At 32.3% G+C, this 15067-nt stretch carries 13 protein-coding genes and 1 pseudogene; 3 read left to right on the top strand and 11 right to left on the bottom strand.

Features of this window, described 5'->3' with window-relative positions:
* Together FTU65_RS09380 and FTU65_RS09375 are read right to left on the bottom strand one after the other, a co-directional pair.
* Positions 1 to 291, bottom strand: coding sequence for a hypothetical protein (locus FTU65_RS09380; RefSeq protein ID WP_180048857.1), 291 nt, complete (start codon positions 289 to 291; stop codon positions 1 to 3).
* Between the two features lie 264 nt (positions 292 to 555).
* Positions 556 to 762: a helix-turn-helix domain-containing protein gene (locus FTU65_RS09375; protein ID WP_145755889.1), complete on the bottom strand. Its 207-nt coding sequence runs from the start codon at positions 760 to 762 to the stop codon at positions 556 to 558.
* A 96-nt stretch (positions 763 to 858) separates the two neighbouring features.
* Between FTU65_RS09375 and FTU65_RS09370 the strand changes: the two genes are divergently transcribed.
* Positions 859 to 1338, top strand: a complete 480-nt coding sequence (locus tag FTU65_RS09370; protein WP_180066705.1) for a hypothetical protein — start codon at positions 859 to 861, stop codon at positions 1336 to 1338.
* Between the two features lie 96 nt (positions 1339 to 1434).
* Here FTU65_RS09370 and FTU65_RS09365 read toward each other — a convergent pair whose 3' ends face one another.
* The 7 genes and pseudogenes from FTU65_RS09365 to FTU65_RS09335 form a co-directional block, all read right to left on the bottom strand.
* Complete coding sequence (locus FTU65_RS09365; protein ID WP_180048855.1) at positions 1435 to 1818, bottom strand: hypothetical protein; 384 nt, start codon at positions 1816 to 1818, stop codon at positions 1435 to 1437.
* Positions 1796 to 3748 carry a hypothetical protein gene (locus FTU65_RS09360; protein ID WP_180048854.1) on the bottom strand — a complete coding sequence of 651 codons (1953 nt, stop codon included), beginning with the start codon at positions 3746 to 3748 and terminating at the stop codon, positions 1796 to 1798. The genes FTU65_RS09365 and FTU65_RS09360 overlap by 23 nt, the downstream gene beginning before the upstream one ends.
* Positions 3745 to 5448, bottom strand: a complete 1704-nt coding sequence (locus tag FTU65_RS09355; RefSeq protein WP_180066703.1) for a hypothetical protein — start codon at positions 5446 to 5448, stop codon at positions 3745 to 3747. The genes FTU65_RS09360 and FTU65_RS09355 overlap by 4 nt, the downstream gene beginning before the upstream one ends.
* Positions 5441 to 6694, bottom strand: a complete 1254-nt coding sequence (locus FTU65_RS09350) for a site-specific integrase (protein ID WP_180048852.1) — start codon at positions 6692 to 6694, stop codon at positions 5441 to 5443. Before FTU65_RS09350 ends, FTU65_RS09355 begins: the two co-directional genes overlap by 8 nt.
* Positions 6695 to 6766: 72 nt before the next feature.
* Positions 6767 to 7423: pseudogene (locus tag FTU65_RS09345) on the bottom strand (type I restriction-modification system subunit M N-terminal domain-containing protein); the annotation flags it as partial.
* Between the two features lie 230 nt (positions 7424 to 7653).
* A complete protein-coding gene (locus FTU65_RS09340; RefSeq protein WP_180066701.1) occupies positions 7654 to 8586 on the bottom strand; it encodes an IS5 family transposase in 933 nt (310 codons plus the stop codon).
* A gap of 54 nt (positions 8587 to 8640) precedes the next feature.
* Entirely contained in the window at positions 8641 to 8985 is a 345-nt protein-coding gene (locus tag FTU65_RS09335) for a helix-turn-helix transcriptional regulator (protein ID WP_180066699.1), read from the bottom strand.
* Between the two features lie 563 nt (positions 8986 to 9548).
* Between FTU65_RS09335 and FTU65_RS09330 the strand changes: the two genes are divergently transcribed.
* Together FTU65_RS09330 and FTU65_RS09325 are read left to right on the top strand one after the other, a co-directional pair.
* Positions 9549 to 9896 (top strand): hypothetical protein, encoded by a 348-nt coding sequence (locus FTU65_RS09330; protein ID WP_180066697.1) that lies wholly within the window; start codon positions 9549 to 9551, stop codon positions 9894 to 9896.
* A 17-nt stretch (positions 9897 to 9913) separates the two neighbouring features.
* The gene (locus FTU65_RS09325) at positions 9914 to 10669 is read left to right on the top strand and encodes a hypothetical protein (RefSeq protein ID WP_180066695.1); all 756 of its coding nucleotides are present in this window, start codon (positions 9914 to 9916) and stop codon (positions 10667 to 10669) included.
* Between the two features lie 41 nt (positions 10670 to 10710).
* Here the strand turns inward: FTU65_RS09325 and FTU65_RS09320 are convergent, their stop codons facing one another.
* Entirely contained in the window at positions 10711 to 13128 is a 2418-nt protein-coding gene (locus FTU65_RS09320; protein WP_180066693.1) for a relaxase/mobilization nuclease domain-containing protein, read from the bottom strand.
* A gap of 3 nt (positions 13129 to 13131) precedes the next feature.
* On the bottom strand, positions 13132 to 13650 hold the full coding sequence (gene mobC, locus FTU65_RS09315) for a plasmid mobilization relaxosome protein MobC (protein WP_180066691.1): 519 nt from the start codon (positions 13648 to 13650) through the stop codon (positions 13132 to 13134).
* Positions 13651 to 15067: the final 1417 nt, after the last annotated feature.

The following is a 15067-nucleotide window of genomic DNA, read 5'->3' as shown; positions in this document are numbered from 1 at the left end:
TTATGATGCTTTGCTTAAGTTTTCTTGAAGCCAATTACTGACGTCTTTAGTTCCTTTTGAATCAAGGTTGTACCAAACAGCCTCATTTTGTAAGCGAGTCACTAATAATCCGTCATCACCATCCATGACTTTGAATAAATCTTCTGCAATTTGTGATGCTGTTTTTTCAGAGGCAATTAACCAACATGACTCCAAAGGATGGCACCAATTACCTAGAGACATAATTTTTTTATAAAGCTCGTCATAGTTACGTTGTTTACGCAGGTCATAGTTGATCTGATATACTTTCATGTGTTCTTAACTCCTAATGTTTAGTCGCGTTAATAGTTTTGAATACGATGACAGGCGGCCACCTGTCATCACAAATTAAATACAGTAGGTAGACTATGCAACCCCTGTTACATCAGGATAATGGGGCGTTTTTTACTCAATGTCAATTGTTTTTTTGCAGTAGAACACCTACTAAAATGAAAACCCATAAACAAATACTACTATTTTCATTGCAAAATATTGTTTTTAAACATAATTTTTATTAAAACCAAGCTAAATATATTTCTATTCAAAAAAACTAATGATTTGAATATCTAAAGCTTTTGATATTTCATAAAGCTTGAGCACAGTAATGTTAACCTCACCTCTCTCTATCCGCCCCATATAACTACGATCTAAACCACACATAAGGGCTAACTTTTCTTGAGAAAGGCCTTTTTCTTTTCTAGCCTTACGTATTTTTTGACCTAGTAAACTTGCTAATTCTGTCATTTGATTTAAATGCTCAAAAAACAGAACTATCATCATTTACGGATTAAACATCCACGGCTTATAATCCTCTTTTTAATAAGTGAAAATTGTTCAGTTATGGCAAGAAATACTCATTTACCACTGTATGATGATTTTTTAGATTTATTCATAAATCACGAAGTCAATAATTGGCAAGCTAAAGATTTTTGGGAGAAAATGCTGACATCTAGACCAAACATGCCAAAAACTGCTAAAAGACGTATGTACTCAGGCCTAAAAATCCTTTTAAATTTTGAATATTTGGAAGTTAATCCCACTACATCTTCAAAAAAATCCTTTCGTTATAAAGAAACACCTAGACTGAATGATTTAAGAAATCATTATAAAAAACAGAAGCTTCAAGATATTTTTATGTCAAAAAGAAGTGATTTATTGATAGAATTGGAGGAAAAAGAGAATAATATCGAATTCTTAAATACTTTATTAGCTAATGATGCGACGCTAGAAAAATATTTCATTACCCATAAACATGAGATTGAGAAAAATATAAAAAAAATAAATTCTAATATCAAATTAATGGAAGATATATTAAGTTAGATAAAAAATTGATCATAAAATCGTCATTTCAATAAAAATAAAACATGAAGTGACATTACAATAAAGGCATAACTATTATTTAAAATTATAGGACTGTTATTCCGTTAACCGTTCAATTTTATTATTTAGCTCTATTATTTTTATTTGTGCTGCCAAAAGTTTAGATACAGCTTGGTCTCTTTGCTCTGTAAGAACCTCAATTCTTTTTTGCAACTCAATAACTTTAGATGTTGCTCTGTTTGACACTTGATTTTTTAATTTTAGCTTTTGATCATTTTGTTCTATCCACGATTGAATTTCCTGAATAAGTTTAGGATAGCGACTTTTTCTCAAAGCAGAGGGATCCACACCAGCTTCTTTCGCTACATTGTTTTGAGAAACACTAGTTCCCTTCGGCAGAACAATAGGTTTATTTTCTTTTAGACGAATAAACGCCTCATAAAATTGAAGCTCAGCTTTACTCACTTGATTTAATGACATCAATTGCTTTCCTAATAGATATTAGCTGCTTAAGGGTAGATTTAGCAGGAATTGAATCGTATGGATAATTATCCATTTTCTTTTGATAAAAATCTTCCAATTCATACATAAGATTTAATTTATTTTTATCTAACATAACTGAATCACAAGCTAAACCATCATTAGTTCCCATACACATAGTTATATTAGTTATACCTCCATAAGGACATGGATCACCACTTTTAGTACAAGCACCCAAAAAAGTCTCCCTATAATTCAGCTTTTGAGACTTAGAAAGACTTAATAATGTTGCATGATCTTTCAGCTTAACTGTTGAAATTACTTGTATTTTTCGTTTGATACCATGAGGAGATACAAATTCACTGGCTTCAAGATTCTGGTATTTTTCAATATAATTATGAAATCTTTCTTGAAGATATAATTCGCCAATTTGTTCATTTAAGTTAAAATTCAACTTATAAGCATTATTTGCATAGTAAAGACTCATAAATTTATTACTATGCTTCAACTGATACTGTAAGCTCGCATCCTCAACAAAACCTGAAGCTATCATGTTAACTGCACCAGTTCTACGCAACTGATGCCATGCAAGTGGCCAAATACAACCAACTTTAAATTTTTCTTCATCTAAACCAAATGTCATTTGTTTTGCTATTTTCAAATCAGTATTTTGAATAGTAAGTTGTTCTAAATTAAAAAGTTTTGGCCACATGGTCAATGCTTCATTGTATTTTCGCATTATTGGTATTAAAAAAATTCTTTCAAAATTAAAAGCTCGTGTAGTCCATGGCTCAAAAGAGCTTAAATATAAATGTGGTTTAAAATCATCTATACATTCTTCTATAAACCCGTTTTTATGCAGAATACCAAATCTTAATTGACTGATAATAGATATAGCATCAACTGCCTTTTTAGCAATATGGGGAACTATCCAAAAAGCTTCTTTGGATTTAACTGTCTTACTTGTTTCTCCCTGAATAAAATAATGTTTTTCATTATTAATGACTTTTGACACAAAACATCCATATCGCAATTTGGATGCTTCATCAATCCTCATAAGAGAAAAATTAATAATATAAGCAATTGCAGCGAAACTAATTAAGCTTAAATAACTTGAAAAGTTACGAATCGAAATACCATTTTCATCAAAAACAATCCATTTATTAAGATTATCAGTTAAATCCAACTCTGTGATTAAACTTAAAAAAACCTCTCTTTTATATTTTCTATTATTATTTGATTTATATACATCCAACATATAATTGAATAAATATATAATTTTTTCTTGATTTTCGAGGAAATCAGTTAAGCACTCTTCTAACCTTTTATTCTGGTAAACCCAAATCCTAGGTGGAATATAAGGAGTTTGAGTAGTCTTATCTTTAATTAGATAATTTGAGATTCTATTTATAAGCCCACTATCTAATATTTTAAAACCAATTTCTTTATGGTTTGCAAATAAACTCTTCAATATAAAAATAAGCCTTCCACCATGCTTACCATATTGACTAGCTATTTTCTCTAAAATCCAATCATTTTTATTCAAATCACTAATTAAAATATTGTTAATGGAACAAATATAAACTAATGGTTTTAAATTTGTTAATCTCATTATTAAATTTTTAACTGAGAAGACTGAACCAGCTCCCCACAGCCAATAACAGGCGATTATTTTAAATAATCTTTTATTCTCAAAATCTATTATATAGCCTTTTTTTTGGCTACTAGATCCAAAATTAAATTTTACATTTTTATTACAATATGAAGTAAAATCCCAAATATCATCTTCAAACCTAGAAACCACCTTATTTTTCTTGTCACATGTTACAGGGAAATCATTAGAAGGTGGCCAAACAGTTATTTCATAATTTGGAGATTTTTCAGAGATAAATTCTGAATTTAATCGCAAAGGAAAGAATGCTGTTGTCATATAATTTTTTCCAGAATATCTATTAATGTAGCCCATTCGGGATGAAAATTTTTAGACCTGACTTCTGCTTTTGCTTTAATTACTTCCTTCTTTTCTTTATTTCCTAATTTACAAATTTCATTAAGTTTCTCATTAATCCTATCAATTACCATTTTAGCAGGATGATTTCCTAATACTGGATTAAGTATCATTTCAAGCTCTTTGATATACGCATGTGTTGCTAATCTAAAAAAATAATCATAACTTAAAATATCTTTATGATATATGCAGAATAAGCAACCTTCTTGACTAACACAATCAGGTTGGAAATCTAAACTACCTTCTATAGCTATAGGATTTTTATTATTTGAGGCACACATTCCAGCACCTGAGCTTTTAACAAGCTGAATACTTTTATCATGAAAATCTGCAATTTGAATTATAGCTTTATCGACATTAATTCTTTCATAATTTTTTCTAAAAGTTTCAATAGAATGAGACATTACTGACTTAATTGACTCAATATTTTCTATTTTTGATGCAAACCAATTACTTCTAAACTTTCTAATTTTCGAAATATTGTAATAACTTATCTTTAAATCATTACAAATATCTCTAATCAATTCTGGAGAACTACCTTTTTTATCGATTTTTATAATACCTCTATATAGATATGGGAATAAACTATCTCCTGATTTAAAACCCACATCCTTCAACCACTTAATATATCGATCAAGTATAATTCTATAACTTTTAAAACATTTAAAAATTGCTTCTCCTTGTCTTCTTCCTTTATAAACTTTAAAAACAGAGTAAAATTCATTATCTGTCATCCATCTATAATCATCAATTTTTAAATCAATAGCTTGGGAAAAATTCATACCAGTCTGATTAATAAAAATAAATAACTCTACTTCAATTCTTAAATTTATAATTCTTGAACGCTTATATTTATCAAGTAAATTTTCATCAGGATCTAAAGCACGTCTGGCTTCTAGTACATTCTTTTTGTCTGATGGATTTCTATACTTATCTAATGAGAGATTATCATCTATCAAGTTACCTTTTAAAACTAACTCTTTACCATTTCTTAGTTTTAATCTTATTGGCAAAATACCACGAATATTCTCTAATGATAAACCATCTGAAATGTCTTTAAGAAACCAACCAAAATTTATAAAATCATTTTCATCAAAATTAGTAACTGTTAATGAATCTTCTCCTTTATTTTTCAACCTCGTCTTATTCATTAAGTAAGTGCCAGGCTTAGGAATATCTATTCCTATTGAACAGGCAATAACGTTTGCAACAATAGAGCATTTTTTATAATTTGCATAATTTTTTACCTCTCCTAACTCAACACGTTTTAATGTTGAATTAGCCCAATCAATAAAGCACTTTTCACAATTTTCTTCAGTTACATTTATCTCGAGGGTTTCATACCATTTAAAAAATTGGAATAATTTTTCCAAGCTTGATTTAACAGTTCTAATTGATAATCCTTTTGTTATAATGGCATTATAATAATTATAAATCTTTATTACTAATCCCAATCTTTCTAGGATTGGTTCTCCAAATTCATTTTTTCCTATTAGATCATGAACTAATCTTCTCTGCTCTAAAACGGCACCTTTATATAGTAATATAGATAAATCCCATTTTATTTCATGTGAACCATATAAAATACTATCTATTATTAAGTTTGGTATATTTTTATGCATTTTCTATACCCAAAAAAATATTCGTATATTGATTAGATATTTTTTCCAAACTTTTTGAATTTTCTAAAAATTTTATATATTTAAATGTTACCTGTTCATCCTTGTGCATACAGGCATCTTTAACTAATTGCATAGCACTCATAGGTGACATTTTAGTCAAACAATATTCCATTAGAACAGTGGCAAATGTTGCACGTGTTTGGTGAAAATGGAAACTTTTAAAAGTGTTATAACCTAACTTTATACCTTCACATCTTAGTCTATGCATTGCAACATTAATCGATTTATTATCTATATCTAAATATCTATTACCACTTCTAGTTAAAAATATTAAATTTGAATTTGAATTTTCTGCTCTAGCGACCCTTTTCAATCTGCGTATACTATAGCAATACTCAATCAACTCATGAACTAAATCAGTAGGTATTAAAATATTTCCATCTTTTGAATATTTTGTACTGACAGCAGGTGAGGCATTAGGCCCAACCCTAATAGTACTCATTGTTTTATTCTTAAATAATATAGAGTTTTCTAAAGTTTCAACTTTCAAATCACTAATAGTGCCAATTCTCATCCCAGTATAAAAACCAACCTTTAGAATCAAGTATAATTCAAGGCTACTTTTGTTTTTGGCAACATTTAATATAGTAGAAACTTCACTAGGATTAATTGGATAAATCCCACCTTCCAATTTTGAATCTGTATTAATATTTACATAAGGAATAGCTAAATCAGTCGACATAATATCTATCGTAGATTCAAAACCAAATTTATTAATTATTTTTTTCTTATAAATTTTATTTTTCCACATCTGAAATTCAGTATTAATTACTTTCTTTTCTTTTACCCATCTATAAAATTTTATAACTGCTCTCATTCTTTGAGTTGTAGTTGTAGGGGCTAACTCTAAAGCATCTCTTTTTTTAATCAAATATCCACGAAAAATTACTAAGCAACGTTCACTTTTAATATCTGGAAAATCCAACCAATCAACATTATTTTCTTCCAACCATGTTGCATACGCATGTAAATGAAAAATATTTGCTTTTACCGTTTTAATATTCAAATTTTCGTTTATCAAAAGATCATAGGCATATAAGTTGACTTCATCCCATGGACTACTATCAAACCAATATATTTGTGGTAAGGAATGATCAGTTATGTATTTAGATTGAACAAAATCGACTTCTTGATCTTTAATTTTAATTGTCTGTATTTTTAGTTTTATATTTTCAATTTTCGCCATATCTAAGCTTCATATAAAACAATCATGTCCATACTATTGTTTGTAATACTTGTTTTGTCAACTATACATGTAACCCTTACCCGCTGTTGGGTCATATACCGTGCGTATGATACCTTCCTTGTTCAAGGCGTCATCATCTTTACCAAATACTATACCTGTGGTGAGGCGCACGATGTCACGTGGGGTAAAGTGTTCCCCTGCGGTTTCATTCGAGCTTTCCGCAAAACGGCGGATCAGTTCTTCAAACACCAAGCCCATTTCATGGTTAGATACGGCGCTATAACTTAAGTCCGTTGCGGCAAACTTCTGTACCACTTTATAAAGTAGATTGGCGTCATCAAGTAAGCCCACAAATTCATCAAACTTAAAATGCTCAAAAATCTCACGTGCGTCTTTAGAAAAGTGCTGAATATAGTTAATCAGATTGGCACGAATGTCCTTTTGTCCAAGGCTCGCTAAATCAAGCTCTGAGGTGTTAAAAAACTTAATATCACCTGTGACCTTGAGCAGCATCTTTTCTTTGGCTTCTTCAGGCAACGGCATTTGTTTTACTTTTTCATTCGCTGCCAATACATCTGCCTTACTTGCCTCTAGTACACATTCTAAACGGCGCAACAAGGTAAACGGTAAAATCACACGTCCGTATTGAGATTGTTTGAAGTCACCACGTAAAAGATCGGCTACCGACCAAATAAAGGCTGCAACTTGTGAAAAGTTATTATTTGTCATTTAAAACTACCGCTTGCCTGAAGGCTAAAACTTAAAATACCTAAGGTTTATTGTGCCTGATTTACAAAGAATTTTACTAGCTTTAAATGGGACAAAAGACGATTGTTTAGTATAACAATCGAGTTACTTCGTCAATTTTAAAATAAGGAATGTATCTTTTTATTTTCAATTTGAAAGGGCTTTGTTGCACAAAGATTTAAAAGGCAGCACTCTGCTCATTTGAACAAAACTCAAGTGACAACTTGGGTATGAGGACGACCTAATTCTGTAAATTTATTCAATACGGCTATACGTGCATGGATCTCATTTACCTGACTAGAAAAACTTCTCGCTGTTAATTTATCGCCTAATAATTTGATGCAATGCATCTTAGTTTCAACCAAACTTCGACGGTGATAACCAGACCATTTTTTCCAAAGTGATCTGCCTAAACGTTTGACTGTCTTTAATAATTCATTCCGCTCTAAAGATCTTAATTTCTGATTTTTCCATGGCTTTGCATTTTTTCTTGGCTGAATGACTGCATGTGCATTTCGATCTAAAATGACTTGTCTACAGTGCTTCGTATCATAAGCACCGTCGGTATAGACCGAATCAATTCGTTCATCTAAAGGAATTTGAGCAAGTAAATCATCGAGAAATTGCGAATCGCTTACATTATTTGTAGTAAGTTGTACTGCACGTATTTGAAGGGTTTCAGCATCGATCCCAATATGAAGCTTACGCCATTGGCGACGATACTCAGGTCCATGTTTCTTACGTTTCCATTCACCTTCACCTAGAAACTTCAAGCCAGTTGAGTTTACGAGTAGATGTAACCCATCACTACTTTTTTGATAATTAATCGCAATATCAATATGTTTTTGTCTTCTGCAAAGCGTACTGTAATCTGGTGCGGTCCAATTTAATCCACAAAGTTTAATCAGACTTTGCACAAAGCCAGTGACCATACGTAAAGATAGACGGAATAAGGATTTAATCATTAAGCAGCATTGGATAGCTGCGTCGGAGTAGGTTTGATTTCGCCCTTGTTTGCCTTTTGATGGAGCATACCATTGCGTAGCAGGATCAAACCAAATGGCAATATTTCCGCGACTCATGAGTGCTCGGTTATATGCGGGCCAATTGGTTGTGCGATAGATTTTGTGTGTAGGCTTCTTCATTTGAAAATTATATCGCTGAAAAAGCCTTTACAGATAGGTTTGTGCAACAAAGCCTCACCAATCTAATGGTTTTTCTGCGATCTTTATTTTGGGTTTCTTATTTGTACCTGAAGCTCTCTTACGCTCCTTACCACGAAGTTTGTGTAATTGAATTGGTGATAATGGAAGTTCTGGTACGAATATATCTAAATTATCAAGCATATTTAATGCGCCCAATATTGCTATCAAATCAGAAAGCTTCACATCCCCTTTCTCAGCATTTAACACTGTTCTTCTATTTACCCACGCCAAATCAGCTACTTCTAATTGAGTTAAATCTTTATTAAGGCGAATACGTTTTAATCGCTCACCAACAATAGTAGAAATAAATTGTGGACTAGAATTTTTCCAGAATTGCATTTTTAAAGACTCCCTAATATTTAGTAGTTTGTTTTTTATACCACCAATCAGCTTATGCTGTTAAGTACCAAATATTGTATATATCTATACTTTTTTATATGTTATGTACCAAATTTAGCACCTAACAACTACGACTTAACATGCATTTCAAAGTTAGCTTGTCATTGGAATAATATTAAACCTATCCATTGGCTCACTTTGGGCTTTTCTTCTTTATAAATAGAATGAAAATAAATTAATTAAATATATTTAATCATTAACCATTTTTTAAATTTTAAAAGAACTTAACATAGGGCCTTGACGCTCTATTTCATACTGGATAGACTTCATATCAACACAGCAAAATCTGTGTTCGGGCGTGAGAACCTGATATGATCTAGGTGCAATCAATTGTCGCACTTGCGGCTATTTTTTTGCCTACTGTTAAGCAGTTCCTATGGTAGCTTAGCAGGGCAGCTTTATGCTGGCTGATCCTAGATTCAGTATTCTCACCCCTGTTAAGTTGCCTCCAATTACCGTGAGAAGTGATGGAGATAATCTCAAAACTTATCTAGGAAACTGCTATGAATTTCAAATTCAATGGTGCAACCCCTTGCACGCCTAAAGATCTTGCCAAGCAACTCATTGTAGAGAGTGCAAAACTACTTAATAACAAACAACGCCAAGATTTAATTGATATCTTCATAACTTTGGATCAAGCATCAATATCTAATTCAAGTCCAACACACAGCAGCGCAACTGAAGAACAAATGCCTGTGTACTCTTCTCAAAAGCACGAAGATCAGGATGAAATTAACCAAGAATATTGGTCTGGCACCTACATCGAAAATTATAATCAAGAATATCCTGAAGAATGGATACGACGTACGCAGCAACTCCCTTCTCGTTTAAAAGCTACATATAAGTTTTGAAAAACGAGGAGCTACTCATGACTCAAAAATCAAAATTATTAGTTCAAGGTGACTACCCACTCATTGCATCTCCTACGCTTGCTCAAGCGTATGGAGTGCCCTCTGCGATTTTTTTACAAAAATTACATTATTGTCTGCAAAGCAAAGGAGCTAAATGTATTGAACAGCAAAAGTACTTTTACCACAGCTATGAGCAATGGGTTGAAACCCTAGGAATATATAGTGTTTCCACTATCAAACGGATAGTCAGTAAATTAAAAAAAGCTGGGGTTTTGATTGTTAAAAAACTAGCTCAAAATAAATGGTTGCAGACTAATTTTTATAGTATTAACTACCGTAAACTCACTGCATTATTAAAAGTGTCGACTGAATTTACCGACACCATACTATGCACCCCATTAAAATCTAAACCTCAATCACAACATGATATTGATTCATCAAAAAGTTCACATCATGGCAGAAATATACAAATTGCAAAGCAATCAGTAAAAAATTCTCGACAGCAAACTATTCCTGTTCTTCTTGAAGGATTAAGTCAACCTTTACAGCCAACAGCTCAATCCACGGATTTAGCTAAAATGGCCCCTGAAAAACGTGGCTTATATCAACAGCTGTTAAAACTAAGAGTAGACATACATTTTGATGATGCACGCTTAGATCACTGGATAAAAAATAAAAGGTTTATCATCCATAAAGCTGCCTATCTAAAAGACCAATACGGTCATTTAAAAATGACTTGGCATAGCCCAGAGCAATTAGGATTAAATTCTTAATTAAGTAAAAACAAGGAGACAACCATCTCCTTGTTCATCATTTACAGTGGTTGAATATCATCCATACTATTTGAATTATTTTGCTTAATAATTCGATACTCAGGTTTTACATTATCATTTTGCTTCGCAGGTTCACTTTCTTTTATTAACTCAGCTTTTCTATCAACCAAACCATTGTTAAACTCTTGAATAATCTTGTTAATTTGATGCTTTTCATCTTGACTGTGAATGACTATATCTTTGGCAGCGTTATTTAACTCAACTTGATCTAAATAGCGTTCGATTACTATTGTGAATTCTTTTAAGGAATCCAACTCATTTATACCCATTAGATTAATTTCACCCTTTATTTCGTTCAAACATTTACCTATGAAAAACAAGTGATCATCTACATATAAATCTATGTTTTCTTTTGAGAGTCCAACATTCATTTGTTCAAGCAAGTTTGCCTCAGCATTTACTACATTTTGTAGAGATTTAGCGAAGTGAAGATGTGGGTATTGATTGTCCAATTGTGCTAGCTTTGTACTGATTGCCGTCATCGCAAACTTATCATTTGTTGATAGCTTAGTTCGACTATCCTTTACTTCAATTCTTTTATATACGTCAGTACTTCTTTCTGAACTAAGGGCTGAAGATACGAACTGATCAATAAGTTTTCGAAATGTGTTTCTAATTTGCTCCTTAATATCTCCAAAGAATCGATTAGTTCTTTGAATGAAATTTCCTTGGATAACTCTTCTTGATAAAGCTTGAGTTCCTGTTCTTTTGCTTTTAACTTCTGATTCATATCTTTCAACTTCATAGTCATAAGAAAGTTTTCTTTTGTCATAAGATCTTGAAAGTTTTTCAGTTGTAACTGCAACTTTTCTAGCTCTTTGATATATATTTTCTGTGCTTCTACTATGCCCTTGTTTTGCTGGTTTTCCTCCTGCAGTATATTCAGCGCCTGTTTCAACTCTTGAATCATCTTCTCTTGCGTAATGATTAATTGGTTCTTTTGAATTTGTAGTTGTGTTTCTTTCATTTCTAGCACCAATATTTAGGCTTAAATAAAATTTAAAAGTATTAAGACAATGCTGAATATTACGAATATCCCAATGGACCAACTGTACCTTCGGAATTGCTGCTTTTTCTGCATCTGTATTATTCCTAGCAGCTCGCCAAAATATTGATTTAATTGAATGGTCATGTCTTTTTGATGATTGTCGCTGATTTGAATTTGGCTCTGTATTTTCAGGATTAATGGCTTTAAATTCAAAGTATCTGCACTGTTCTGCCGAAGTTGAATATTGCTTTCGTAAATTTGACTGAATAAATCCAAAATTTTGCTTAATTCGGTGTGAATGTTCTTTTGAAACTGCTGTTGGTTCTCTAACATTTTCTGAATTTTCAAAAACTGTCTGTCCGTTTCCTTTTGGTAAAGCAACAACTCCAGATCCATGGTTTCGTTCTCGCTTAAACTCTGCAACAACTGTTGCTCCAAGCGTTGGTGATAATCTTGCCTGTTGCTCAATAATTCTTTCAAATTCAGAAACCGAGGTTCGATAATATTTTTTGTTATATTCGTAACGCTTTCTTCGAACTGCTTCAATTCGCTTAAAGCAATTTTCGTGCTCACTTGAAGATCGCGGAAGTTCTGCTTGAGATTCATGCAATATTGATCGTGCTCTAGCTTGTCCTTCTCTATTTTTTCGGTAAGCATCGTATGAAAAGTCGGCATTATAAAATTCCCCTTTTAATCTATCTGTTGCTTTAGTTGATTTGATCGAAATGTAGTTCGCATTATTTCTTTTCACCTCACCTAACTCAGATAAGCAATTAATTAAATCTTCACGTGTATTGATAATTCCAAAAATAATTCGTTGCTCTATATATTGGTTGATCAATTCCACACGTGTTTTTTTTGGTAAAGTTTCCAATTTAGCTCTAATCGCAGCTGCATTTTGGATTTGGTGATGATTTTTGGGTCTGGTTGTTTTCAATCTTTTAGGGTCATCTGGTCGAGCCCAATCATATTTTAAATTAAGAAAATCACGAAGTGGATCAAAGTAATGATGATGACCTGGTGGCGCAATGTTTAATGACTTACCTGTAGATAACTCAACACGTGGTACAAGTATATGTAAATGTTTTGAACCGTCTTCATCCGCATGCATAACTGCAGTCATGTGATACTGTGAAGGACTTAAACCGACAAAGGCATGTTCTTCAAATAAGTCTAAAACCTCTTGAAGTTGTTCATTTGAAACAAAATCATCTGGCGACCAAGCAATAACAACGGATGTATAGCAATATTGAAATTGGATACTTTCAGCAATCGAAGTAAATGTCTTTGGATCTCCTCTAAGAATTTCCACCTCTGCACGAAAATCACCTAGGTGATCTTGCGCGCCCAACAAATAAGAAACTGCTAATTTTGGATCACCAGTGCCTGATTTAAGAAATTTAATAATCATAAATTAGCGCTCTTTCTCAGATACTAATAAGATCGCCTTTTTTTTTCTTTTTTCACTAAGCTGCGGAGAAACATAGTAATTAGGTATCGAAGGAAGGCAGCTATTAAGTTCAGATTGAATGGTGGCCAAAATGTCTAAACAATCTATAAAAGAAAGCTTCTCCAATGCTGCACTCTTTTGCAGGCAAATGAAGTTTAATGAACGTGCAATCTGATTAATATTGTTCCCAATCCGACCTAGTTCTAATAAAAGCATCGGATCAGCACGGGGAACCGGTCGACTAGAATTATTTTTTGTCGACCGTTTTTTCTTAAGCTTTAATCCTTGAGCTATAGAGTTCGTATGAGCATCATCTTTGCAAACTGCCACCATAGGCCAGATTATATGCAACTCTTGACTGATTAATTTATGAACAAAATCGGTAAATCTTAGATCATAATCATTCAGATATTTTTCCAACTGTAATGCTTGATCACCGTTAAATCGTAGCCTTTTCACAATTTCACGTTTAGTTTTTTTCATTTAACTACCAAATTTATTGATGTGTGTTGGGGTCTTAGGGGGTCGCCCCTAACAAGCCCTGTTGCGTACCAAATAAAAAGTTCGACGAACTTTTTTTTGTAGCTACAGGTAGGCTTGCTTAAACAATTCCCCTGTTCAATCAACATTAGCAAAGAAAAAAAAACACCGATTTCATTGATGCTATTTTGAAAAAAAATGACTTAATCTTTTGTGTATTTATTATTTAAGTCATTGTTTATTATGATTTATTTTATTAAAAACTTTCATTAATCTTCCACAATTGGTTTCAAATCATCTTGAGACTTTCTATTTATATACTTTTGCACTAACTGATTCTTATTCTTGTAAGCTTTGGCTTACAGTTCGCTCAGTAACAGAAATGTATTTGCTCAGTAGCACAGATAAATTTGCTCAGTAACAGAAATGTGTTTGCTCAGTAACACACAATATAAATAAGTGTTTTTTGCAGAAACGCTACATAAAATTTGGGCATTTTTCCAGAAACGGACAGTTTGTGAAACTCATCACATAACTATTAAAATCTTTTTTGAACTTTCAACAACTTAGTTATATATCGAAAAATCATATAAATAGACATAGAATTAGTAGATTTTAATAAAAAAAACTTAGCCATTTTTTTTCAAAATTAGACAGATGAAAAAAGAATTTTTTTATTTTGCTAGCGTTATCTCACTGCTCAAATCTTTTATTTGTGCAGTACTTTAGCTTGGGTGGAAGGATCTGTGACGCTAGCAAGCTATAGTCAGCATTTATGCTAAGAGTTGCTACTAGGGGATATCGAAAAAGCAACAACGTGATGAGTAGCTGTCAAAGGGACAAAATTGTATATTGGGTAAATACCCTTGCCAAGATGACCTATAGCAGTGGTTTGAGAACGTTTCGATGCGGTGTGTGAACCGTAATCTCAGCCTACGAGAAAAAGCACAATTATTCTCTGCCAATACGACCGAAGCGTGGCTCCGTTAGCCAATTTTGGCCTTTTGGTGATACTTTAAGAGCATTTTTTAATGCTCTTAGGGTGAGTATTGCCAAAACTCTCTCAACGTTCACCATTAGCCAATTGGTTTTGGTCAGTTTAAAATAGAATTTTAACAAACGGCATTATTTCTAATTCGGCAATATAAATGTAAGCCAAAAATCCAATTTGTCTGAATGCAAAACATACAAATTGCAACGTTTAATTAGTAAACCAAGAATCCTCACGTTATTAACACTTAATAATTTCAAGAAAATTAAACCATTCAAAAAAAAGCATAACTAGCTGTTTTTAATCAATATAACGTTTTCTTGAACTAAAAATTATTTTATTTATATTTTTGCTATTGTTGTATCAAGCACGACGACGACTAATGGTTATTGTCGATTAAAACAGATTATATTGCTGACCCTCTGTAAT

It is taken from the genome of Acinetobacter sp. YH12129, assembly GCF_013418685.1.
Taxonomy (GTDB): Bacteria; Pseudomonadota; Gammaproteobacteria; order Pseudomonadales; family Moraxellaceae; genus Acinetobacter; species Acinetobacter amyesii.
This window is presented reverse-complemented; position numbering and strand designations above follow the sequence as displayed.